Origin of the sequence: Enterobacter cloacae complex sp. S2, from assembly GCF_015159675.1 — a bacterium.
In the GTDB taxonomy this organism is placed as follows: Bacteria; Pseudomonadota; Gammaproteobacteria; order Enterobacterales; family Enterobacteriaceae; genus Enterobacter; species Enterobacter intestinihominis.
In genome coordinates this window covers 1-22,092 of the sequence record NZ_JADDTS010000060.1, presented here as the reverse complement: position 1 = coordinate 22,092, position 22,092 = coordinate 1, and the positions used below count along the sequence as shown (strand labels likewise).

Sequence of the window (22,092 nt, the reverse complement as noted above, 5' to 3'; positions counted from 1 at the left end):
ACTCAGGCCCCTTTACGGTGAATGGCGAAGCGGTTGGCGTACCCTTCCGGATCGGTGCCGTTCCAGACGGTGCCGTCCATCAGGGTGCTGCTGCGATACGGTGATGACGGTGTGGACATGCCGCCCACGGCGGTCGCGGCATCCTGCCAGACCGCGGTCTGGTTAATGCGCTGTGCAATGCCCGCGTAATCCGGCGCGGCGTTGAGCAAGCCCCAGCGGCGGAACTGGGTTAAGAACCACATCCCGTCTGAGAGATACGGGTAGCTCACGGCACCCTCGTTGAAGAAACGGATCGGGTGCGCATCCTGCCAGCGCTGACCGACCCCGTTGTCGTACTCGCCCAGCATACGTCCGGTGAGATACTGTTCCTTGCAGTTGAGCCAGGCGCGGCGCGAGAGGATCTGCGCGGTTTCGCGTTTGTTTTCCGCTGACGCCTCGATCCAGCGCGCGGCTTCCATCACGGCGCTCACCAGCGCCCGTGCGGTGTGCGGATTTTTCGCCACCCAGTCGCGTCGGGTGCCGAGGATCTTTTCCGGGTGATCGGCCCAGATGGACTGCGACGTGGCGGCGGTAAACCCGATTCGGTCGTTAATCGCCCGCGCGTTCCACGGCTCGCCGACGCAAAACCCGACCATGTTGCCAATGCGCATGTTCATCACCATCTGCGGCGGCGGCACCACCACGGTGCGCACGTCGTCAAACGGGTTAATCCCCGCGCTGGCCAGCCAGTAGTAGAGCCACATGGCGTGCGTTCCCGTCGGGAAGGTATGCGCGAAGGTGTAGGTTCCCGGCGCCTGCTGCGCAATCAGCTTTTTCAGCCCGTCGAGGTCACGAACGCCCTTCTCCGCCAGATCGCTGGAGAGCGTAATGGCCTGACCGTTCTGGTTGAGGGTCATCAGGTTCGCCATCTGCTGCGGCTTGCCCGCGATACCCAGCTCCAGACCGTACAGCAGGCCGTAAAGAATGTGCGCAGCGTCCAGCTCGCCCGCCACCAGCTTGTCGCGCACCGCCGCCCAGCTCGCCTCTTTGGTCGGCACAATAGTAATGCCGTGTTTTTTATCGAACCCCTTCAGGGCCGCGATAACCACGGGCGCGCAGTCGGTCAGGGGGATAAACCCGATACGCACGGTATCCTGCTCCGGCTTATCTGACCCCGCCGCCCATGCGGCCTGCATGACACCCGGCAACAGCATCGCACCACTCGCCAGCATGCTGGCCTGCAATAACCGCCGTCTCGACAAATCCGCCATAATTGCTCCTGAAAAAAGGCAAAAAAAAGCGCCCGACGGTGCTGAAGCACCGCTGGACGCCTTTATCCTGAAGACGCATGCACCGCCGTTGGCGCATCGTCGAAAATGGTTAATCTGTTAATGCAAAGGTAATGCCAGCTTTTCATCCCCGGCGTTACGGGGTTTCTGCAAGAAGAGCGCTGTATTACGCACCTCAATCAGGCATAAATTGCCCACTGACTGTGCAACTACTCCCCAGGGGGTATCTTCCACAGATTTTTCACCGTAAGCAGCGCACGGGCGATATCTACCATGCGTTGGTTTTTATCCATCGCCATTTTGCGCAGGGCGGTCCACGCCTGCTCCTCGCTCATGTTCTGGTGCGTCATCAGCACGCTTTTGGCTTTGTCGATGGTCTTACGCTCCTCCAGCGTGTCGCGCAGGGAAGCAAGCTGACGGGAGAGTTGCTCAATTTCACGCGCCTGCTGGCGCACCAGCGGCAGCAGCGGTTTATCCGGAAATCGCGCCAGGATATTGTCGTGCTCATCGTCTACGTGCAGGTTTTCGCTATAGCGGCGCTCCTCAACTGCCGTCATCAGATCGGCAATTGCCACCTCCTCCAGCGTGCGCAGGTGCTCAAGGCGCGCGGTTTGCAGGGCAAACCATTTGAGGGCGGTATCACCGTTATCTGCCGGAGGCTGGCGGGTGCACGCTTCACGCCTGAGTTTTTCAGTCTCCAGACCCGGCAGGCAGTTGAGGATAAACGTCTCCTGCACGTCTGGAGTGCAATGGGAGATAAAAACCTCAAAGCAGGCCTGCTGGCCATCAATGCGATCCACCAGCCGCTGGCGGGTTTCATCGTCAAAGAATCCCTGGGTGAAACCAATAGCCCCCAGCGCCCGCTCTTGTCCCACAAGTTCTTTGCCCTGCATCAGGCTGTAAAGGGCCACAAATCGGCCCGCGATGTGCGGATCGTCAATGCTGTCGCTGAGTTGAGGCACAATACTGAGCAGATGACGCAGTATGCGGCTGTAGTGTTCCATCGCCTGCGGCGCGGTGACGCGCTGACCTGTAACGCCATCACGCAGCGCCGTCAGCGTCTCAAGGCCGTGCAGTGCGCTGGCAATACGTTCGCACAGGGCGCTGCCCGGCAGCGGTTCGTTAAACTGAAGGTGCAATGCGGCGAGGTTTTCATCCACCAGGGCCCTGCTGGCCTTGCATTCAGGCGCGTACAATTTGCCCTGCGAGCAGAGCCAGACATTTGACGCACCGCGCTCGCACTGTAGCATATGCACCAGTCGACTGATGCCGTTCACCAGTGCGCCCAGCTGCGCCAGTCTGCCGAGCTGTTCCTCACGCAACATTTTCGCACGCTGGAACCATTCGGTTGCGCCAGGGGAACTGCCAGCCACTATCGTCATCGTTTCTCTCCCCGATACGTATTCTTCGGTACGAGAAGCAATATTCGTGCCTTTTCAAAGAACAGGAGTCAACATGCAGAAGATTGTGATCGTCGCCAACGGTGCGGCCTACGGCAGTGAATCCCTTTTTAACAGCCTGCGCCTGGCAATCGCGCTGCGCGATAAGGAGAGTGAGCTGGAGCTGCGCCTCTTTTTGATGTCCGATGCCGTCACGGCCGGGCTGAAGGGGCAGAAACCCGCAGAGGGCTACAACATTCAACAAATGCTGGAGATCCTGACCGCGCAAAACGTTCCGGTCAAACTGTGCAAAACCTGTACCGACGGGCGCGGCATTACCGGGCTGCCGCTGATTGATGGCGTGGAAATTGGTACGCTGGTGGAGCTGGCTGAATGGACGCTTTCCGCCGATAAAGTATTAACTTTTTAATAATAACCCGCTAAAAATATTATTTTCTTATGGACGCGGTTTCAGCATCAAGTTTACCTGCACCGTTGCCGATAGGCATGGAAACAACACAGCAGGTATTACACTTATGTTCAGATCCATTCGCGCCCGCATCATTGCCGCGACGACAGGCTGTCTGGTCGTCGCCCTTCTTCTTAATACCATTATTAACTTTCAGGTCACGCGCCAGGATAATCAGCAGTCGCAGCGCGATATTCTGACCAGCACCAGCGCCAGCCACAACATGGCGATTGCCGACTGGGTGAACAACAAAATGACCGTCATCACCTCGGCGCAGCCAGTCGCGCTCAGCGACGATCCGGTTCCGGTGTTCAAACAGCTTGCGCTGGCGGGTGGATTCACCAACGTCTACGTGGGTTATGCCAGCAAAACGGCTAAATTTTCTGACCCAACCGGGGTACCCGCTGATTACGATCCCACCCTTCGCCCGTGGTATCAGCAGGCCGTCAGCGCTGATGGCCCGGTAGTGACTGCACCCTATGTGGACGCGGGCACCGGGAAACTGGTGGTGACGTTCGCGGTACCCGTTAAAGAGCAAGGTGCCCTGAAAGCGGTGGTGGCGGGCGATGTGGCAATGGACAGCGTGGTAGCTAACGTGCGCGGTATTCACCCGACTCCGGCCAGCAGCGGACTGCTTCTGGACAGCAACGGCACCGTTATTGCCGGCAGCGATCCTGCGCTGACGCTTAAGCCTTTTACGGAGACGATCAAAGGGACCGATTTTGCCACCCTGAAAAGCGGCAACCTGGTTGACGGAACGTTTAACGGACGCGAAAAAACGTTCCTGGCCACCGCCGTACCGGGGACGCACTGGCTGCTGGTTGTGGCGCTCGATAACGGCGATGCCACCGCCGGGATGCGGTCATTGCTAAAAGCATCTGCACTGTCTCTGGCGATCCTCGCCCTGCTGAGCGGAGCCCTCATGCACCTCCTGATTGCCCGCCTGCTTAAGCGGCTGTCCGGTATCCGTGACGCGATGAACAACATTGCTAACGGTACTAACGATCTGTCGCAGCGTCTGCCGGATAAGGGGGGCGATGAAGTGGCGCAAATCGCGCAGGCGTTTAACGCCTTCAGCGATAAGCTTTCTGTGGTGATGGTCCAGCTGCGTGATGCCAGCGCCTCAGTGAAAAACGCCGCGCATGAGATTGCGGCAGGTAATCAGGATCTTTCCGGGCGTACCGAGCAGGCGGCATCAAGCCTTCGCGAAACCGCCAGCGCCGTGGAAGAGATCACGGCCTCCGTTACGCAGTCAAACGAGTCGGCAGCAGAAGCGAACGAACAGGCGAGCAAGGCCTCAGCCGCCGCATCCCGCGGAGGCGACGTCGTCGCTCAGGCCATCAGCACCATGCAGTCCATCGAACTGGCTTCCGCGAAAATCGGCGATATCACCAGCGTCATTGACGGCATCGCCTTCCAGACCAATATTCTGGCGCTTAACGCCTCGGTGGAAGCGGCGCGTGCCGGGGAGCAAGGCCGTGGGTTCGCGGTCGTTGCGGGGGAAGTACGTAACCTGGCCAGCCGCAGTGCTCAGGCGGCGAAGGAGATCAAATCCCTTATTGATTCCACCACCGAAAGCGTTGCAACCGGCTCCCGGTTTGTGCACCTTGCGGGCGACAGCATGGATGAGATCCGCGCCAGCGTCGGGAGCGTGTCAGGCATTATGCGTGAAATATCCATTGCTACCCGCGAGCAGATGAAAGGGATCCATGAGATTAACCACGCGGTGACTCACCTGGATCGCATGGTGCAGCAGAACGCCGAACTTGTTGTACAGTCTGCTGCGGCGGCCAGCGCGCTGCAAAGCCAGGCGGGCGACCTTGCTGAGACCGCTGGCCATTTCCGCATATAATTTTTCCCGGGCGCGCGTTAAGCAGGGTAAACGCGCGTCCGCTGAAAGGTTTCAGGGATTTTGTCATTTTTGTTTAATCGTTGCGCCATTTTTTGATCGAAATCAGCATCCCACCCCTGCCCCTTTGGTGTTATGCAATGAGTAAATTGTGAACAACATCACGCTCGGGATGGGCAAAAACGACGGGGTATAAAATGGCACGAGTTAAAACGAGTCTGAAACTGTTTGGCGGGGATACGGTAGTGGTACGTTGCTCAGAGCGTTGCCGCATCCATCTGATGAGTACAAAAGGACAGAAGCAATCGCAGGCAGATATCCTTACCGTCCAGGACGATAAGGCCTGGCTGACGGTGCCTTACACCGGCACCTGGGATGTGCTGATCGACAGCCACAGCCAGTCGCTCGAACATTCCGTAAGTTACGTGGCGGCATAACCGTAAACGCCCGGTCAGCCGGGCGTATTATCAGGCAAAACCCGGCCGCAGCGTATTGCTGAGCGGGTTCCCTTCCAGCAGCGCTTTCACCTTCACCACCAGCTCACTCAGACAGTCGTCCTGCATGCCGAGACGCGTCAGCTCCTGATCTAGCGAGAAAAGGTACTGGGCGTTAGTGCCCAGCGGTCCGCTGGCGGCGGCAATCAGCGGGGCAATCACCTGGGTTCGGGTATCGGCTTCATACAGCGGGTGGCGCGGATCCATAATGAACACCAGCGCGTTGACGGTGCGCCCGTCATCCAGTTCCAGCTTGCACCAGCTGGGCATATAGCAGCCCGTGATCATCTCGCGCTTCCACAGCAGCGTCAGCTCATCTTCCAGCGTGGTATCCGGCAGCCGGTATGCCACGCCCGTGGTGCGCCCGCCCTCTTTTAGTGCAAGCATGCGGCCAGGCTGACAGGCGCTGCCACGTCCGGCGGTCAGGCGCAAACAAAAGGCGCGGTACCACCCAGGCAGCGTTCCGGTTGCTGTTTCAACAAATTCGAGCGCCGGGTTCCACATCAGCGAGCCGTAACCAAAGATCCAGACCGGGCCATCATCCGGGCGGCAGGCCAGCGTTGCCGCAAGCGACGCCGCACGTTGTTCAGCCGACCACAGAAGCGATTCCTCAATAGCACCAAATGCCGTCTTACAATCTGCCTTCATCAAGAAATCACGCGTTAACACATTCCACCTCCGCCACTGCATGCTTCCTTGCGACATCTGTAATTCGCCTTCCCGGCATTCTGTGCTGTTCATTTTAACAGCACTTGAGCAACGATAAGCAATTCGCGGGCCAGATGCAATACAGCGGCAGGTCAACCGCCTGAAATGTCAAAATGGAGGTAGCGTATTATTTGGCGGCTATTTCTTTTTGTGCCATTTATCATCGTCCCCTTTCTCATAGTCATTTTTCACGGCGGCCCAGGCCACCTTATGCGCCGTCTCTTCACGGCTGGCATCGTCCCGGCGATCTTCTTTATCTTTGTACTGATCCCAGGCGCTGTTAAAGGCTTCTTTGTAGATATCCTGGGCGTGGGCAGGCAATACGTTTTGCACGTTATCCGGTAATTCGCTTTTCGATTTGTATGGCATCGTTAACCTCTCTTTTGGCTAAAAGATAAGTGTGGACGACGATACGCGAGGGTGCCACCCGACAGAAAGAAATGAACAATATAAAAATGCAATTCCTTGTTATTAAACTAATATTTAACAGAGATAAGGCATTATAAGCCTCAGACATAAAAATTTTAATAAAGGGTAAAATTAAGTAAAAAATACAGGGTATTTAACAGATTTCTGTTAATTTAATACCTTTAAAATCTATCTATAATTACAAGCACCTGCATTGTTGGAGAAACACATGACAGCAACACACGAGGCGGTAAAAACCCGCCACAAGGAGACCTCTCTCATTTTCCCGGTTCTGGCACTGGCTGTGCTGCTCTTCTGGGGAAGCAGTCAGTCATTGCCAGTGGTTGTGGGGATCAATATTCTGGCTCTGGTGGGTATTTTAACCAGTGCATTTAGCGTGGTACGCCATGCGGATGTTTTAGCCCACCGTCTTGGAGAGCCGTATGGGTCATTAATTTTAAGCCTTTCGGTTGTGATTCTTGAAGTCAGTTTAATTTCTGCACTAATGGCCACCGGCGACGCCGCGCCAACGCTAATGCGCGATACGCTCTACTCCATCATTATGATTGTTACCGGCGGCCTGGTCGGTTTTTCACTTTTATTAGGTGGTCGCAAATTTGCCACCCAGTACATGAACCTCTTTGGCATTAAACAGTACCTAATCGCCCTGTTCCCGCTGGCGATTATCGTGCTGGTATTTCCGATGGCGCTGCCGGGTGCAAATTTCACCACCGGCCAGGCGCTGCTGGTGGCGCTGATTTCCGCGGCGATGTACGGCGTGTTCCTGCTGATCCAGACCAAAACGCACCAGAGCCTGTTTGTTTACGAGCATGAAGACGACGGCGACGACGATGACCCGCATCACGGTAAGCCGTCGGCCCACAGCAGCGCGTGGCATACGGTTTGGCTGATCGTGCATCTGATTGCCGTTATTGCTGTCACCAAGATGAATGCGAACCCGCTGGAGGCGCTATTAACTGAACTGAACGCGCCGGTCGCCTTTACCGGTTTCCTGGTGGCCCTGTTGATCCTGTCGCCAGAAGGCCTGGGAGCGCTGAAAGCGGTGCTCAATAATCAGGTGCAGCGTGCGATGAATCTGTTCTTCGGCTCCGTTCTGGCGACCATCTCCCTTACCGTTCCGGTGGTGACGTTGATTGCCTTTATGACGGGGAATGAATTGCAGTTTGCGCTGGGTGCGCCAGAGATGATTGTGATGGTGGCATCCTTGCTGCTGTGCCAGATATCCTTCTCCACCGGCCGCACCAATGTGCTGAACGGCGCGGCGCATATGGCGCTGTTTATTGCGTATCTGATGACGATATTTGCGTAATTTTTTTGCCGGGTGGCGCTGCGCTTACCCGGCCTACGAAACCCGTAGGCCCGCGCAAGCGTAGCGCCGCCGGGCAAAGAAAAACACGCCGAAGCGGGTTTTTTTATTAGTTGCTGGTATCCAGCTCGTCGAAGCTCTTCACCAGATCGTCAATCGCTTTGATCTGTCTCAGGAACGGCTCCAGCTTATCCAGCGGCAGCGCGGATGGACCGTCGCATTTCGCGTTAGCCGGATCCGGGTGCGCTTCAATGAACAGACCCGCCAGGCCGGTTGCCATACCGGCGCGCGCCAGTTCGGTCACCTGCGCACGACGCCCGCCAGACGCGGCGCCAAACGGGTCGCGGCATTGCAGGGAGTGGGTCACGTCGAAAATCACCGGAGACTGGTTAGAGACGTTCTTCATCACGCTGAAGCCCAGCATATCTACAACCAGGTTGTCATAACCGAAGTTTGAACCACGGTCGCAGAGGATCACCTGGTCGTTACCGCCTTCGATAAACTTGTCGACGATGTTACCCATCTGGCCAGGGCTCACGAACTGCGGTTTTTTCACGTTAATCACGGCACCGGTTTTCGCCATCGCTTCTACCAGGTCAGTCTGGCGAGCGAGGAACGCCGGAAGCTGAATCACGTCTACCACATCAGCCACGGGCTGTGCCTGAGACGCTTCGTGCACGTCGGTGATCACTTTCACGCCAAACGTCTGTTTCAGCTCCTGGAAAATCTTCATCCCCTCTTCCAGGCCCGGGCCACGGTAGGAGTGAATGGAGGAGCGGTTGGCTTTGTCAAAAGAGGCTTTAAACACGTACGGGATGCCCAGCTTTTGGGTCACGGTCACGTAGTGTTCGCAGATGCGCATAGCGAGATCGCGGGATTCCAGAACGTTCATACCGCCAAACAGCACGAACGGCAGGTCGTTTGCCACGTTGATATCACCAATGCTAACCACTTTTTGTTTCATAGGATCGCCTTATTCAGGTGTGAATCGGAATTAAGATTAATGCAGTGTAATGTGTTTATGCGCGATCGCGTTAATCTGCGCGCGGATCATCTCGCTGATCGGGTCTTCCGGACATTGCTCGACGAAATAATTCAAATCATTCAGCGCCACGTGCTCGCAGTCGAGCTGCGCATAAATCAGGCCGCGGTCGCGGATTTCGTACGGATCTTCCGGATTGAACTGCAACAGCACTTCGCTTGCGCGCAGAGCCAGCTCCATCTGACGCTCTTCCATCAGCGCAGACTTCAGCGTATCCAGGAGCTTGCGGATCACTTCGGCGTTATCGGCTTCATCGAGATCTTCATTGAACAACTCAGCTATCGGGCTGATGTTGCCTTTCAGCCAGACGTCCAGCGTATGCTCATCCAGCGTGTCGCCGTTAAACGGATTGATTAACCACATCTCACCGTCCAGCCACTCCGCCCGCAAAATCATCTGCGTCGGGAAAATGACCGGCACCAGTGGAATATCCAGCTCGTGCGCAACCCACAGTAAAATGGCGCCCAACGCGACGGCGCTGCCCTGACGATTTTTCAACACCTGGTCCAGCCACAGTGCGTCAGACAGGCGGTACACGCCTCGCGTGTCGCAGAAACCCCATTCGCCGTAGAAAAGCTCAATCAGCTTCTCTAATTGCCAGTCCTGCGGACGTGCCTGATTGATCTCTTCGCGCGCCAGGCTGACCAGATTCTCCAGTTCAGCGTAAACGTACTGTGACGTAAAATCGTCGCGGATCATCTCTGAAATCAGGATCATACCATCGCAGAGCGGCACTTTGTTAAATTCGAAATCGGCTAAGGACCTCATGACTTACCCCAGTAACGGTATTCTTGTGGTGGCGAGTTTAATGATGATGTACAGCACCACCAGACCCAGCAAAAAGGCGATAAACCCTGTCTGCTGGCTGCGCGGACGATGACGCCCAAGCGCGATAAAACCCAAAACGATGTAGATGATAACGCCAAACAGCTTTTCAGTCAGCCATGCGCCTTTATCAGTAAATGGCAGATAGCCGGTTTTCCACATTAACCCGGCTCCGGAAAGGAACAGCACCGTGTCGATACAGTGCGGGGCGATGCGTACCCAGCGGGCGTTAATCAGCGGATTGTTGCTGTAGCGCCACCAGTAGCGGGCAATGAAAAAGCCGATGGTCAGGGCAACGGAAATCAGGTGAACGGAGATCAGCAGCGTAAACAGGCTCATGACCACTGCCCCAGCGTCAGACGTTCATTGCCGCCGTAATCCCGGCAGGTTTCCACGGCAGCGTATCCGGCACGCGTAAACAGCGCTCGCACCGCCTCTCCCTGCGTCCAGCCATGTTCCACCAGCAGCCAGCCACCGGGAAGCAAATGTTGTCGTGACGTTGTCACAATGTGATCGAGATCCGCAAGTCCCTGATTCGCAGCGACCAGCGCGGTCAACGGTTCAAAACGCACGTCGCCCTGCGCGAGATGCGGATCGTCTTCGTCGATGTAGGGCGGATTGCTGACAATCATTTCAAACATGCGGCTTTCAAGCGCGGCAAACCAGCTGCTTTGCAGAACGGAAACATTGTTCAGCCCCAGCCGTTCAACGTTGCGCCGCGCGAGGGCGACCGCATCAGGCATCACGTCTACCGCCGTCACGGTGCAGTCCGGTCGCTCGCTGGCAAGCGCCAGCGCAATCGCGCCGGTGCCAGTACCGAGATCGAGGATCTGACACGGCTGCGCCGGTAACCGCGCCAGCGCCTGCTCCACCAGACACTCGGTGTCCGGGCGCGGGATCAGCGTGGCCGCTGAAACGTACAGCGGAAGTGACCAGAACTCGCGTTCGCCAACCAGATGCGCCACCGGCTCGCCGGTTTTACGGCGGGCAAGCAGCGCCTCCAGCTGCGATTGCTGTTCAGCGGTCAGAGCGGTTTCGCCGAAAGCCAGCAGATACGTGCGGGCTTTACCCGTCACATGCTCAAGCAGAATTTCGGCGTCGCGCTTCGGGCTTTCACTTGCAGAAAGCTCACTGGCGGCATGGCGTAACCAGCGCTGAAAATCCATTAATCCTGCTCGGACAGTGCCGCCAGCTGGTCGGCCTGGTATTCCTGCACGATAGGCTCAATCAGCATATCGAGCTTGCCTTCCATCGCCTCATCCAGACGGTAGAGCGTCAGGTTGATGCGATGGTCGGTTACGCGACCCTGCGGGAAGTTATAGGTACGGTTACGGTCGCTACGATCGCCGCTGCCCAGCAGGTTACGGCGGGTAGAGGCTTCCGCCTGCTGGCGTTTCGCCATTTCCGCCGCGTGGATACGGGCGCCCAGCACGGATAACGCTTTAGCTTTGTTCTTGTGCTGGGAACGTTCATCCTGACACTCAACCACAATCCCGGTGGGCAGGTGAGTAATACGGATAGCGGAGTCGGTGGTGTTAACGTGCTGACCACCTGCCCCTGATGAGCGGAAGGTGTCGATGCGCAGATCTGCCGGGTTGATATCCGGCAGTTCCGCTTCCGGCAGCTCCGGCATCACCGCCACCGTACAGGCTGACGTATGAATGCGTCCCTGAGATTCTGTCGCAGGCACGCGCTGCACGCGGTGACCGCCGGATTCAAACTTGAGACGACCGTACACGCCGTCGCCGCTGATCTTGGCGATAACCTCTTTGTAGCCGCCATGCTCGCCTTCGTTGGCGCTCATGATCTCCACGCGCCAGCGACGGGATTCGGCATACCGGCTGTACATACGGAACAGATCCCCGGCGAACAGCGCCGCTTCGTCGCCACCGGTACCGGCGCGGACTTCCACAAAGGCGTTACGCTCATCATCCGGATCTTTCGGCAGCAGAAGCACCTGAAGCTGCTGCTCCATCTCTTCTGAACGCGCTTTCGCATCCTGTAACTCTTCCTGCGCCATCTCGCGCATCTCAGGATCGTCGAGCATCATCTGCGCGGTTTCGATATCTTCCTGGACCTGTCGCCAGTCGGTAAAGCATTTTGAAACATCACTTAACTGCGCGTATTCACGCGACAGCGCGCGAAAACGTTCCTGGTCGGCAATGATCCCGGCATCGCCGAGCAGCGCCTGGACTTCTTCATGGCGCTCGTGCAGAGCTTCCAGTTTAGCGACGATAGAAGGCTTCATAGGCGTAAATGCACCTTGTCTTAGAAAATGGGTATAGGGCGCTATTCCAGCCCGAGGCTGTTGCGCAGAATTGTCAGGCGTTCATCGTCCCCGTCACGGGCAGCCTGCTGAAGAGATTTGGTTGGGGCATGGATCAGGCGGTTGGTCAGTTTCCAGGCCAGATCCTGCATAATCGCCTGCGCGTCGCCGCCCTGTTCAAGGGCCGCTAACGCTTTGGCCGTCAGGTCATCACGCACCTGCTCCGCCTGACCGCGGTATTCGCGGATGGTCTCGCTGACGCTTTGTGCGCGCAGCCAGGCCATAAATTCGCTGGTTTCCTGTTCAACGATGGTTTCCGCCTGCACAGCCGCCGCCTTACGCTGGGCAAGGTTGTGCGAAATGATGCTTTGCAGATCATCCACGCTGTACAGGTAGGCGTTCGCCAGTTTGCCCACTTCCGGTTCGACATCACGCGGAACGGCGATATCCACCAGCAGCATCGGCTGATTGCGGCGGGATTTCAGCGCACGCTCGACCATCCCTTTCCCGATAATCGGCAGCGGGCTGGCGGTAGAACTGATAATAATGTCCGCCTCTTTCAGACGTTCATCGATGTCGCTCAGCGCAATCACCTCAGCGCCCACTTCATCTGCCAGCACCTGCGCACGTTCGCGGGTGCGGTTGGCGATGATCATCTTCTTCACCTTGTGTTCGCGAAGATGGCGCGCCACCAGCTCGATGGTTTCGCCCGCTCCCACCAGCAGTACGGTGACGGTCGACAGGGATTCAAAAATTTGACGGGCAAGGGTACAGGCCGCGAAAGCAACCGAAACCGCACTGGCGCCAATGTCGGTTTCGGTTCGCACACGCTTCGCCACGGAGAATGACTTCTGGAACATTCGCTCCAGTTCGCTGGCTTTCAGATGCCCTTTCTGGGAATCCGCGAAGGCTTTTTTCACCTGGCCGAGGATCTGCGGCTCGCCCAGCACCAGCGAATCCAGACCGCTGGCCACGCGCATCAGATGGCTGACCGCATCGTTATCCTGATGCCAGTACAGGCTGTTGCGCAGCTCTTCTTCGTTGAGGTTGTGGTAGTCACACAGCCAGCGGATCAGCGCCTCGTGCAGGTTGTCCTGCTCTTCTACGCTCAAATACAGCTCGGTACGGTTGCACGTCGACAGCACCACGCCACCCTGCACCATCGGCTGTGCAAGCAGGCTGTCCAGCGCCAGGTCGAGCGTATCCGGCGAAAACGTAACGCGTTCTCGCAGTGAAACCGGGGCCGTTTTGTGGTTAATACCGAGTGCTAATAGGGTCATGTTGAGCGGGAGTAGTACCAGCGTTAATAAGGTTAGCAGGACGCATCATACAGGATGCGCGAGATCAATAAAAGAGACTGCCCCCTTTCGGAGTAATAGCTTACGCCACGCTTTGAGATAATTTGAACGTAGACGGTGGCACCCTTCAACGCTAGCATTAACAGTTATAACTGCAACGTATCTCAAGGATTTGTCATCATTATGACCCGAATGATTCGCCTGCTGCCTCTGGCGGCCCTGGTTCTGACCGCCTGTTCCGTTCATCAGCCGAAAGGCCCGGGCAAAAGCCCTGACTCACCGCAGTGGCGCCAGCACCAGCAGGACGTGCTGAAATTAAGCCAGTACCAGACCCGCGGTGCATTTGCTTATCTCTCTGACGAACAAAAAGTTTACGCTCGCTTCTTCTGGCAGCAAACGGGTCAGGACAACTATCGCCTGCTGCTGCTGAACCCGCTGGGCAGCACCGAGCTGGAGCTTAACGCGAAGCCTGGCGAAGCGCAGATCACCGATAACAAAGGCCAGCACTACACGGCAACCGACGCCGAAGAGATGATTGGCAAGCTGACCGGAATGCCGATTCCGCTCAATAGTCTGCGCCAGTGGATCCTCGGCCTGCCGGGTGACGCAACCGACTATATGCTCGACGATCAATACCGTCTGAGCCAGGTGAACTACACCCAGGGCGGTAAAACCTGGAAAGTGGTGTACAGCGCGTATGACAGCAAGACGCAACCGTCGCTGCCGTCCAATATGGAGCTGACGCAGGGTAGCCAGCGTATCAAGCTGAAAATGGACAACTGGATCGTTAAATGATGACCCACTGGCCCTCTCCCGCAAAACTGAACCTGTTTCTCTACATTACCGGGCAGCGCGCTGACGGCTATCACACCCTGCAAACGCTGTTTCAGTTTGTCGATTACGGCGACACCATCTCCATCGAACCGCGTCAGGACGGGCAGATTTGCCTGCTGACGCCGGTCGACGGCGTGGCGCATGACGATAACCTGATCGTGCGCGCTGCTCGCCTGCTGATGAAAACGGCGTCGACGTCGGGTCGTCTGCCGGCGGGAAGCGGTGCGGATATCCGTATCGACAAACGCCTGCCGATGGGCGGCGGTCTTGGCGGCGGCTCATCAAACGCCGCGACCGTACTGGTGGCGCTTAACCACCTCTGGGGCTGCGGTCTGACGACGGACGAACTGGCAGCGTTAGGGTTGACGCTGGGCGCCGATGTACCGGTGTTTGTGCGCGGCCACGCGGCGTTCGCTGAAGGTGTCGGTGAAATCCTCACGCCGGTCGATCCGCCGGAAAAATGGTATCTGATCGTTCACCCCGGCGTGAGCATTCCTACCCCGGTCATCTTTAAAGATCCTGACCTGAAAAGAAATACCCCGGCACGGTCAATAAAAACGTTATTAAATTGTGAATTCAGCAACGATTGCGAGGATATCGCAAGAAAACGTTTTCGCGAGGTTGATGCGGTGCTTTCCTGGCTGTTAGAATACGCGCCGTCGCGCCTGACCGGTACAGGGGCCTGTGTCTTTGCTGAATTTGACACCGAAACCGCCGCCCGTCAGGTGCTTGAGCAAGCGCCGGTTTGGCTGCATGGTTTTGTAGCACGCGGGATGAACACCTCCCCCCTACAGCAGGCCATTCTGGCGCAGACTGAGTTTCGGTGACAACGTCACCCTGTTCCAGACGTTGCATCGCGCTCTTTAATACACCGCCTGGATAGCGTTTGCTTAGGCCCCGCAGTTTGCGGCGAACGCTATCCACCACTGGACGCATGCCTGAGGTTCTTCTCGTGCCTGATATGAAGCTTTTTGCTGGTAACGCCACCCCGGAACTAGCACAACGTATTGCCAACCGCCTGTACACTTCCCTCGGCGACGCCGCTGTAGGTCGCTTTAGCGACGGCGAAGTCAGCGTACAAATTAACGAAAATGTACGCGGTGGTGATATTTTCATCATCCAGTCCACCTGTGCTCCAACGAATGACAACCTGATGGAATTGGTTGTTATGGTCGACGCGCTGCGTCGTGCTTCTGCTGGCCGTATCACTGCTGTTATTCCTTACTTTGGCTATGCACGTCAGGACCGTCGCGTCCGTTCCGCGCGTGTGCCAATCACCGCTAAAGTTGTCGCTGACTTCCTGTCCAGCGTCGGCGTTGACCGCGTACTGACGGTTGACCTGCACGCAGAGCAGATCCAGGGCTTCTTCGACGTGCCGGTTGATAACGTATTCGGCAGCCCAATCCTGCTGGAAGACATGCTGCAACTGAATCTGGACAACCCGATTGTGGTTTCTCCGGACATCGGCGGCGTGGTACGTGCTCGTGCTATCGCGAAGCTGCTGAACGATACCGACATGGCGATCATCGACAAACGCCGTCCGCGCGCTAACGTTTCTCAGGTGATGCACATCATCGGTGACGTGGCTGGCCGCGACTGCGTGTTGGTGGACGACATGATCGATACCGGCGGTACGCTGTGTAAAGCCGCTGAAGCGCTGAAAGAGCGTGGTGCGAAACGCGTATTCGCTTACGCCACTCACCCGATCTTCTCCGGCAATGCGGTAAACAACCTCCGTAACTCCGTCATTGACGAAGTTGTGGTCTGCGATACTATTCCACTGAGCGACGAGATCAAAGCGCTGCCAAACGTGCGTACGTTGACTCTGTCCGGGATGCTGGCCGAAGCGATTCGTCGTATCAGCAACGAAGAATCGATCTCTGCAATGTTCGAACACTGATCGAACACGGCCAAAAAACCCGCTACGGCGGGTTTTTTTGTTTATAGTATTTATTTGTATGACTTATGCCTCCTTCACCTGCCATTCACATGACAGATGATGCGCACACGGATGATAGATAATTGTGAAAAACGTAACCTCCTCACATGTTCTGCCCTTTCGCGCCCTCATCGACGCCTGCTGGAAAGAGAAATACACATCGTCACGCTTTGTTCGTGACCTGATAGCCGGGATCACCGTCGGGATTATTGCCATCCCGCTGGCGATGGCGCTGGCGATTGGTAGCGGCGTCGCGCCGCAGTACGGGCTGTACACCTCGGCCGTTGCGGGGATTGTGATTGCGCTGACGGGCGGGTCCCGCTTCAGCGTCTCCGGCCCGACTGCCGCCTTTGTGGTGATCCTCTACCCGGTTTCCCAACAGTTTGGTCTGGCAGGCCTGCTGGTTGCCACCCTGATGTCCGGCATCTTTTTAATTCTGTTTGGTCTGGCCCGCTTTGGTCGCCTGATTGAATATATTCCCCTTTCCGTAACGCTGGGGTTCACCTCGGGGATTGGGATTACCATCGGGACCATGCAGATTAAGGATTTCCTCGGCCTGCAAATGGCCCATGTTCCGGAGCACTATTTACAGAAAGTAGGCGCGCTGTTTATGGCGTTGCCGACGGCCAACCTGGGCGATGCAGCCATTGGCATCGTTACCCTCGGCACACTTATCGTCTGGCCTCGCTTAGGCATTCGTCTCCCGGGGCATCTGCCCGCTCTGCTGCTGGGCTGCGCGGTGATGGGCGTTGTCAACCTGCTCGGTGGACAGGTCGCCACCATTGGCTCCCAGTTCCACTATGTTCTGGCGGACGGCTCACAGGGCAGCGGCATTCCGCAGCTGCTGCCACAGCTGGTTCTGCCGTGGGACATGCCGGGCTCAAGCTTCACCCTAAGCTGGGATTCCCTTCGCGCTCTGCTGCCTGCCGCGTTCTCCATGGCAATGCTGGGCGCGATTGAATCCCTGCTCTGCGCCGTCGTGCTCGACGGCATGACCGGCACTAAGCACAAAGCCAACAGCGAGCTGGTCGGCCAGGGCTTAGGGAACATCGTTGCACCGTTCTTCGGCGGTATTACCGCTACGGCTGCGATTGCCCGTTCCGCCGCGAACGTACGTGCGGGCGCGACATCACCGGTTTCGGCGGTCATTCACTCCCTGCTGGTGATCATGGCGCTGCTGATCCTTGCCCCGCTGCTTTCATGGCTTCCGCTCTCGGCCATGGCTGCGCTGCTGCTGATGGTGGCCTGGAACATGAGTGAGGCGCATAAGGTGGTTAACCTGCTGCGCCGTGCGCCGAAAGACGACATTATCGTGATGCTGATCTGCATGTCGTTGACCGTACTGTTCGATATGGTTATCGCCATCAGCGTCGGCATTGTGCTGGCCTCGCTGCTGTTTATGCGCCGCATCGCGCAGATGACGCGTCTCTCCCCGGTTAACGTTGAGGTGCCTGACGATGTGCTGGTGCTGCGCGTGATTGGCCCGCTGTTCTTCGCCGCGGCGGAAGGTCTGTTCAGCGATCTGGAATCCCGCATCGCGGGCAAACGGATTGTGGTGCTGAAATGGGATGCCGTCCCGGTGCTGGATGCCGGCGGTCTGGATGCCTTCCAGCGCTTTGTTGCCCGCCTGCCGGAAGGCTGCGAGCTGCGGATAAGTAACCTTGAATTCCAGCCCCTGCGCACCATGGCGCGCGCGGGCGTGCAGCCGATCCCTGGCCGATTGTCCTTCTACCCTAACCGTGAAGCTGCGTTAGCGGATCTGTGAGTCATCTGATGCAGAGACGCGTCTTTGCATCATCACCCCGATCGCCTGCTGGAGCCATTCAAGCACGGCAGGCGTCATCCACGTGCCCTTCATCAGATGCGGCTCCTGCTGCATGGCGAGACGAAATTTTTGCTGGGTCTGCGGGTTTGTTCCCGCATAGGACTGGAATAAAACCAGCCAGTATTCTGCCAGCTTTTGCGCATCGTCAGAAGCGGGACTGAGATTATCCCGCTGCGCCTGATGCAGCTTCGCCACCAGCGGCGGCCACTCCATCATCCGGTCAAAGTAGTGCGCCCGGGTAAAGGCCATCTCTTCGGCAGTGAGATATTTCTCCCAGATGCTGAGCTTTGATTCGGCAAACGCCCGCGTGATGTAATCAGTTATCTCCGGCGTAATGCCGGTTTGCTCCTGCATCTGCGGCTCCACGCTGTGCATCTCGTTCAGACGGGTCAAAAATTCCGGTTTGCCTGCGGTATCCTGCTCCAGGCGTTCCATCCACCGTGAAGCCAAATCGGTCGCCCGCGCGTCCGTGACGCTGACGTTCTGTTCCAGCAAGTGTTTAACTTCCGTCACCAGACCCGCCCAGATATCCGCCAGCGCCTCTTTCTCTACCGCAAACGGCAGTTGCTGCAACTCTTCTTTGCTAAACCAGCGATCGTACATATTCATTAACTCCAGAGTCTGTAGCCAGGATTCCAGATCCGGCGTCGCATCGTCGGTCAGCCCGGTACGCAATTCCACCAGCCGGTTGCGCAGCGTATGGATGCTACGCAGTTGCTTGTCCAGCAGAGTGATTTGCCCGTCGAGTAATTCGGCTAATGACAGCGAACGCTGTTCCAGAAAATCCCTGATTTCGGCAAGCTCCAGTCCGGCTTTTGCCAGCGCCTGGATCATATGCAGACGCTGCACATCCGCCAGGTTATAAAGCCGGTAGCCTGCCGCGCTTCTGGCAGAAGGTAACAACAGCTCTGTTTGCTCGTAGTGATGCAAAGTCCGCACGGTGATCCCGGCACGTTTCGCCAGTTCACCCACCTGTATCAACATAACGGCTCCTTTTGTTCTGCCAGTGTCGTTACTCTGAAGCCTTACGTTACGTGAGGGTCAATGCGTCATGCAAAAAAAAACGACTTCAGATGAAGTCGTTTCGGTGTTCTTTATGGGGCACTAGCTATGCTTGCGCTGGTCGCGGCGGCATCGTTTATCGTAATGGCGCACCCACCAGTATTTATCGCAGACTTCCTCATGTCCGCTCACGCGCGCCCCGGCGAGCCACAATACCGCACCAAGGAAGATACTCAGCACCGCGCCATGCGCAAAGTATTGTGGGAGGTCAAGCTGCGGTAATTGGTTTAAGATTGAATAACCGACACCGGCGACCATCACGAACAGTCCCAACCCCATTAGCACGTTACCGAGCATTGAAGCGTTTTTGCGTTTCATATGTCACCTCCGGAACTTTGGGTTGTCAGGGGAAAAGCCCCTTCTCCTTGTGTGTAAAGTATAGACAACGCCTCTTATATGAGTTGCGTGAATGATCACATTTACTGATAACTCACGGACAAAAATTTACAAATAAGACATTGAACAGCTTGAAATTCTAATTGTTCAAAGAGGAAATTATTCGCATTTCGGTGTACAGCAGGCAGAACTTTGTCAAGCGGCGCGCCAGACAGTAAACTACGCGCCAGATCTGGAACCCATTAGGAAGTAAATCGTGACGATTAAACTGATTGTCGGCCTCGCCAATCCGGGCGCAGAGTATGCCGCTACCCGCCATAACGCCGGCGCATGGTATGTTGATCTGCTGGCGGAGCGTTTGCGCGCTCCCCTGCGTGAAGAACCCAAGTTTTACGGGTATACCTCACGCATCAATCTTGCGGGTGCCGACGTGCGGTTGCTGGTGCCAACCACCTTTATGAACCTGAGCGGCAAAGCCGTGGCGGCCATGGCAACGTTTTATCGCATCAATCCGGATGAGATCCTGGTGGCCCACGACGAACTGGACCTGCCGCCAGGCGTGGCGAAGTTCAAACTGGGCGGCGGTCATGGCGGCCACAATGGTCTGAAAGACATCATCAGCAAACTGGGTAATAACCCTAATTTCCACCGTTTGCGCGTGGGAATCGGCCATCCGGGCGATAAAAACAAAGTTGTTGGTTTCGTACTGGGTAAACCACCGGTTTCTGAGCAGAAGTTGATTGACGAAGCGGTGGACGAAGCGGCCCGCTGCACCGAGATTTGGCTTCAGGATGGCCTGACAAAAGCCACCAATCGACTGCACGCTTTCAAAGCGCAATAATCGGCGTCCTGGGGCTTTTTTACCGCGCGTCGCGCGGGTTACGTGTATAATAGGCGTAGTTATTTACTTTTCTTCAATCGGTTATCGTTAACGGATTGATTATCAAGATATTAAGGTGATTTAGAAATGGGATTCAAATGCGGTATCGTCGGTCTGCCAAACGTGGGCAAATCCACCCTGTTCAACGCGCTCACCAAAGCAGGTATTGAAGCGGCGAACTTCCCGTTCTGTACCATCGAGCCGAACACCGGTGTTGTTCCTATGCCCGATCCGCGTCTGGACCAGCTCGCGGAAATCGTGAAGCCGCAGCGCATTCTGCCAACTACCATGGAGTTCGTGGACATCGCGGGCCTGGTAAAAGGCGCATCCAAAGGTGAAGGCCTGGGCAACCAGTTCCTGACCAACATCCGTGAAACCGAAGCGATCGGCCACGTTGTGCGCTGCTTCGAGAACGACAACATTATCCACGTTAACAATAAAGTGGATCCAGCTGACGACATCGACGTCATCAACACCGAGCTGGCCCTCTCTGACCTCGACACCTGCGAGCGCGCCATTCACCGCGTGCAGAAGAAAGCCAAAGGCGGCGACAAGGACGCGAAAGCGGAACTGGCTGCGCTGGAAAAATGTCTGCCACAGCTGGAAAACGCGGGCATGCTACGCGCGCTGAAAAACCTGACTGACGAAGACAAAGCGGCGATCAAATACCTGAGCTTCCTGACCCTGAAGCCAACCATGTACATCGCCAACGTTAACGAAGACGGTTTCGAGAACAACCCGTACCTCGACAAAGTACGTGAAATCGCGGCGGCTGAAGGTTCTGTCGTTGTGGCAGTGTGCGCGGCCGTTGAATCCGATATCGCCGAGCTGGACGATGCCGACCGTGAAGAGTTCATGGCCGAGCTGGGTCTGGAAGAGCCGGGCCTGAACCGCGTAATCCGCGCAGGCTATGAGCTGCTGAACCTGCAGACCTACTTCACCGCTGGTGTAAAAGAAGTGCGTGCGTGGACCATCCCTGTCGGTGCGACCGCGCCTCAGGCGGCCGGTAAGATCCACACCGACTTCGAGAAAGGCTTCATTCGTGCGCAGACTATCGCGTTTGAAGACTTCATAACCTACAAGGGTGAGCAAGGCGCGAAAGAAGCAGGCAAGATGCGTGCGGAAGGGAAAGATTACATCGTTAAAGATGGCGACGTGATGAACTTTTTGTTTAACGTTTGATTTGTTTTGAATGAAAAAAATCCACGCTTTGGCGTGGATTTTTTTATAGAGTAACGAACTTATCCCCTTTTGCGCAGATAGAACTCTAGATATTTTTTGGGTCTATCCTGAAACGCACGCTCTTTGCCGTAGTTATAAGCATCGTTAAAATATTTATACGCTTCCTCGAATTGATTCAACTCATAACAGACCATGCCGAGATCGATTAAGGGTGCAGTGTCTATATCCGATCCACGTGTCCGTAATGTCGTCTCTCCCCATTTCTTTGCCTCAGCGTAATCCGCGAGATCAAAACATGCGCTGTACATGCAGGCAGCGATCCAGTTGGCGAGTTCCCATTCGAACTTTGGCTCAGGAAGAGCTTGCCAGGCTTTTTGGTATTGCTCTAAAGCCTCGACGTATTTTTTATCATCGTGAAACTCGTTTCCTTGTTCAACAAAGGAGTTAATTTCAGATTCAATTTTTGGGTTTTCAAGGTCTTTCATGGAACAATGCTCCTTCATTGGAAATATTGTGATTTTTCCTGTGGGCCAATATAACTTTTATTATTAATAGCGAATTTAGTACGCAGGTCCTGATCGAGACAACGTGTTATGAACCATATCAAAGGAATAAAACCAATCATACCAGCCATTTTGTTGAACTGCGAAACTACAGATAACAACCACTTCCTTCGACAAATTTAATGTTAAGTAATAGAA

The 22,092-nt window shown here is 56.0% G+C and carries 23 protein-coding genes; 10 read left to right on the top strand and 13 right to left on the bottom strand.

Annotated elements, in window-relative coordinates; translation table 11 throughout:
- Positions 1-2: 2 nt before the first annotated feature.
- Together IPZ49_RS22140 and nasR are read right to left on the bottom strand one after the other, a co-directional pair.
- On the bottom strand, positions 3-1,250 hold the full coding sequence (locus tag IPZ49_RS22140; protein ID WP_023296759.1) for a CmpA/NrtA family ABC transporter substrate-binding protein: 1,248 nt from the start codon (positions 1,248-1,250) through the stop codon (positions 3-5).
- 227 nt (positions 1,251-1,477) lie between these two features.
- Complete coding sequence (gene nasR, locus IPZ49_RS22135) at positions 1,478-2,650, bottom strand: nitrate regulatory protein NasR (RefSeq protein WP_063932750.1); 1,173 nt, start codon at positions 2,648-2,650, stop codon at positions 1,478-1,480.
- A 73-nt stretch (positions 2,651-2,723) separates the two neighbouring features.
- Here nasR and IPZ49_RS22130 point away from each other — a divergent pair, with 73 nt between their 5' ends.
- The 3 genes from IPZ49_RS22130 to IPZ49_RS22120 all read left to right on the top strand — a co-directional run bounded on the left by IPZ49_RS22130 (position 2,724) and on the right by IPZ49_RS22120 (position 5,402).
- The gene (locus tag IPZ49_RS22130; protein ID WP_015570354.1) at positions 2,724-3,077 is read left to right on the top strand and encodes a DsrE/DsrF/TusD sulfur relay family protein; all 354 of its coding nucleotides are present in this window, start codon (positions 2,724-2,726) and stop codon (positions 3,075-3,077) included.
- 106 nt (positions 3,078-3,183) lie between these two features.
- The gene (locus IPZ49_RS22125; RefSeq protein WP_047731101.1) at positions 3,184-4,968 is read left to right on the top strand and encodes a methyl-accepting chemotaxis protein; all 1,785 of its coding nucleotides are present in this window, start codon (positions 3,184-3,186) and stop codon (positions 4,966-4,968) included.
- A 194-nt stretch (positions 4,969-5,162) separates the two neighbouring features.
- The gene (locus IPZ49_RS22120; RefSeq protein WP_015570352.1) at positions 5,163-5,402 is read left to right on the top strand and encodes a hypothetical protein; all 240 of its coding nucleotides are present in this window, start codon (positions 5,163-5,165) and stop codon (positions 5,400-5,402) included.
- A gap of 30 nt (positions 5,403-5,432) precedes the next feature.
- Here IPZ49_RS22120 and IPZ49_RS22115 read toward each other — a convergent pair whose 3' ends face one another.
- Both IPZ49_RS22115 and chaB read right to left on the bottom strand, forming a co-directional pair.
- Positions 5,433-6,128, bottom strand: coding sequence for a gamma-glutamylcyclotransferase (locus tag IPZ49_RS22115; protein WP_063932749.1), 696 nt, complete (start codon positions 6,126-6,128; stop codon positions 5,433-5,435).
- A 177-nt stretch (positions 6,129-6,305) separates the two neighbouring features.
- Positions 6,306-6,536 carry a putative cation transport regulator ChaB gene (chaB, locus tag IPZ49_RS22110; protein ID WP_003856674.1) on the bottom strand — a complete coding sequence of 77 codons (231 nt, stop codon included), beginning with the start codon at positions 6,534-6,536 and terminating at the stop codon, positions 6,306-6,308.
- Between the two features lie 268 nt (positions 6,537-6,804).
- Between chaB and chaA the strand changes: the two genes are divergently transcribed.
- Positions 6,805-7,905: a sodium-potassium/proton antiporter ChaA gene (chaA, locus tag IPZ49_RS22105; protein ID WP_003856672.1), complete on the top strand. Its 1,101-nt coding sequence runs from the start codon at positions 6,805-6,807 to the stop codon at positions 7,903-7,905.
- Between the two features lie 106 nt (positions 7,906-8,011).
- Here the strand turns inward: chaA and kdsA are convergent, their stop codons facing one another.
- Genes kdsA through hemA form a run of 6 tightly spaced genes read right to left on the bottom strand, consistent with a single transcriptional unit; the run spans position 8,012 to position 13,315 of the window.
- On the bottom strand, positions 8,012-8,866 hold the full coding sequence (kdsA, locus tag IPZ49_RS22100; RefSeq protein ID WP_032669667.1) for a 3-deoxy-8-phosphooctulonate synthase: 855 nt from the start codon (positions 8,864-8,866) through the stop codon (positions 8,012-8,014).
- Positions 8,867-8,902: 36 nt separating this feature from the next.
- Positions 8,903-9,712 (bottom strand): invasion regulator SirB1, encoded by an 810-nt coding sequence (sirB1, locus tag IPZ49_RS22095; protein ID WP_006810913.1) that lies wholly within the window; start codon positions 9,710-9,712, stop codon positions 8,903-8,905.
- A gap of 3 nt (positions 9,713-9,715) precedes the next feature.
- On the bottom strand, positions 9,716-10,108 hold the full coding sequence (sirB2, locus tag IPZ49_RS22090; RefSeq protein WP_023296762.1) for an invasion regulator SirB2: 393 nt from the start codon (positions 10,106-10,108) through the stop codon (positions 9,716-9,718).
- Complete coding sequence (gene prmC / locus IPZ49_RS22085; RefSeq protein ID WP_023303859.1) at positions 10,105-10,935, bottom strand: peptide chain release factor N(5)-glutamine methyltransferase; 831 nt, start codon at positions 10,933-10,935, stop codon at positions 10,105-10,107. Before prmC ends, sirB2 begins: the two co-directional genes overlap by 4 nt.
- Entirely contained in the window at positions 10,935-12,017 is a 1,083-nt protein-coding gene (gene prfA, locus IPZ49_RS22080; RefSeq protein WP_023296764.1) for a peptide chain release factor 1, read from the bottom strand. The genes prmC and prfA overlap by 1 nt, the downstream gene beginning before the upstream one ends.
- Before the next feature lie 41 nt (positions 12,018-12,058).
- Positions 12,059-13,315: a glutamyl-tRNA reductase gene (hemA, locus tag IPZ49_RS22075; protein WP_003856666.1), complete on the bottom strand. Its 1,257-nt coding sequence runs from the start codon at positions 13,313-13,315 to the stop codon at positions 12,059-12,061.
- A gap of 201 nt (positions 13,316-13,516) precedes the next feature.
- On the opposite strand from hemA, the gene lolB reads away from it, so the two are divergent.
- From lolB to dauA, 4 genes are all read left to right on the top strand, one after another.
- On the top strand, positions 13,517-14,128 hold the full coding sequence (lolB, locus tag IPZ49_RS22070; RefSeq protein WP_032669666.1) for a lipoprotein insertase outer membrane protein LolB: 612 nt from the start codon (positions 13,517-13,519) through the stop codon (positions 14,126-14,128).
- A complete protein-coding gene (ispE, locus tag IPZ49_RS22065) occupies positions 14,125-14,994 on the top strand; it encodes a 4-(cytidine 5'-diphospho)-2-C-methyl-D-erythritol kinase (RefSeq protein ID WP_017693293.1) in 870 nt (289 codons plus the stop codon). The genes lolB and ispE overlap by 4 nt, the downstream gene beginning before the upstream one ends.
- Positions 14,995-15,119: 125 nt before the next feature.
- The gene (gene prs, locus IPZ49_RS22060) at positions 15,120-16,067 is read left to right on the top strand and encodes a ribose-phosphate diphosphokinase (RefSeq protein ID WP_003856663.1); all 948 of its coding nucleotides are present in this window, start codon (positions 15,120-15,122) and stop codon (positions 16,065-16,067) included.
- A 124-nt stretch (positions 16,068-16,191) separates the two neighbouring features.
- Positions 16,192-17,871, top strand: coding sequence for a C4-dicarboxylic acid transporter DauA (dauA, locus tag IPZ49_RS22055; RefSeq protein WP_023296766.1), 1,680 nt, complete (start codon positions 16,192-16,194; stop codon positions 17,869-17,871).
- Here the strand turns inward: dauA and IPZ49_RS22050 are convergent.
- A complete protein-coding gene (locus IPZ49_RS22050; RefSeq protein ID WP_032669664.1) occupies positions 17,857-18,915 on the bottom strand; it encodes a MerR family transcriptional regulator in 1,059 nt (352 codons plus the stop codon). The two genes, dauA and IPZ49_RS22050, sit on opposite strands and share 15 nt — an antisense overlap.
- Positions 18,916-19,035: 120 nt before the next feature.
- Positions 19,036-19,311: a stress-induced protein YchH gene (gene ychH / locus IPZ49_RS22045; RefSeq protein ID WP_003856655.1), complete on the bottom strand. Its 276-nt coding sequence runs from the start codon at positions 19,309-19,311 to the stop codon at positions 19,036-19,038.
- Positions 19,312-19,585: 274 nt separating this feature from the next.
- Here ychH and pth point away from each other — a divergent pair, with 274 nt between their 5' ends.
- Positions 19,586-20,170 (top strand): aminoacyl-tRNA hydrolase, encoded by a 585-nt coding sequence (gene pth, locus IPZ49_RS22040; RefSeq protein WP_006810922.1) that lies wholly within the window; start codon positions 19,586-19,588, stop codon positions 20,168-20,170.
- Positions 20,171-20,296: 126 nt separating this feature from the next.
- The gene (gene ychF, locus IPZ49_RS22035; RefSeq protein ID WP_003856650.1) at positions 20,297-21,391 is read left to right on the top strand and encodes a redox-regulated ATPase YchF; all 1,095 of its coding nucleotides are present in this window, start codon (positions 20,297-20,299) and stop codon (positions 21,389-21,391) included.
- A gap of 59 nt (positions 21,392-21,450) precedes the next feature.
- On the opposite strand, the gene IPZ49_RS22030 is transcribed toward ychF, so the two are convergent.
- The gene (locus IPZ49_RS22030) at positions 21,451-21,876 is read right to left on the bottom strand and encodes a tol-pal system YbgF family protein (protein ID WP_047735509.1); all 426 of its coding nucleotides are present in this window, start codon (positions 21,874-21,876) and stop codon (positions 21,451-21,453) included.
- Between the last annotated feature and the right edge of the window lie 216 nt (positions 21,877-22,092).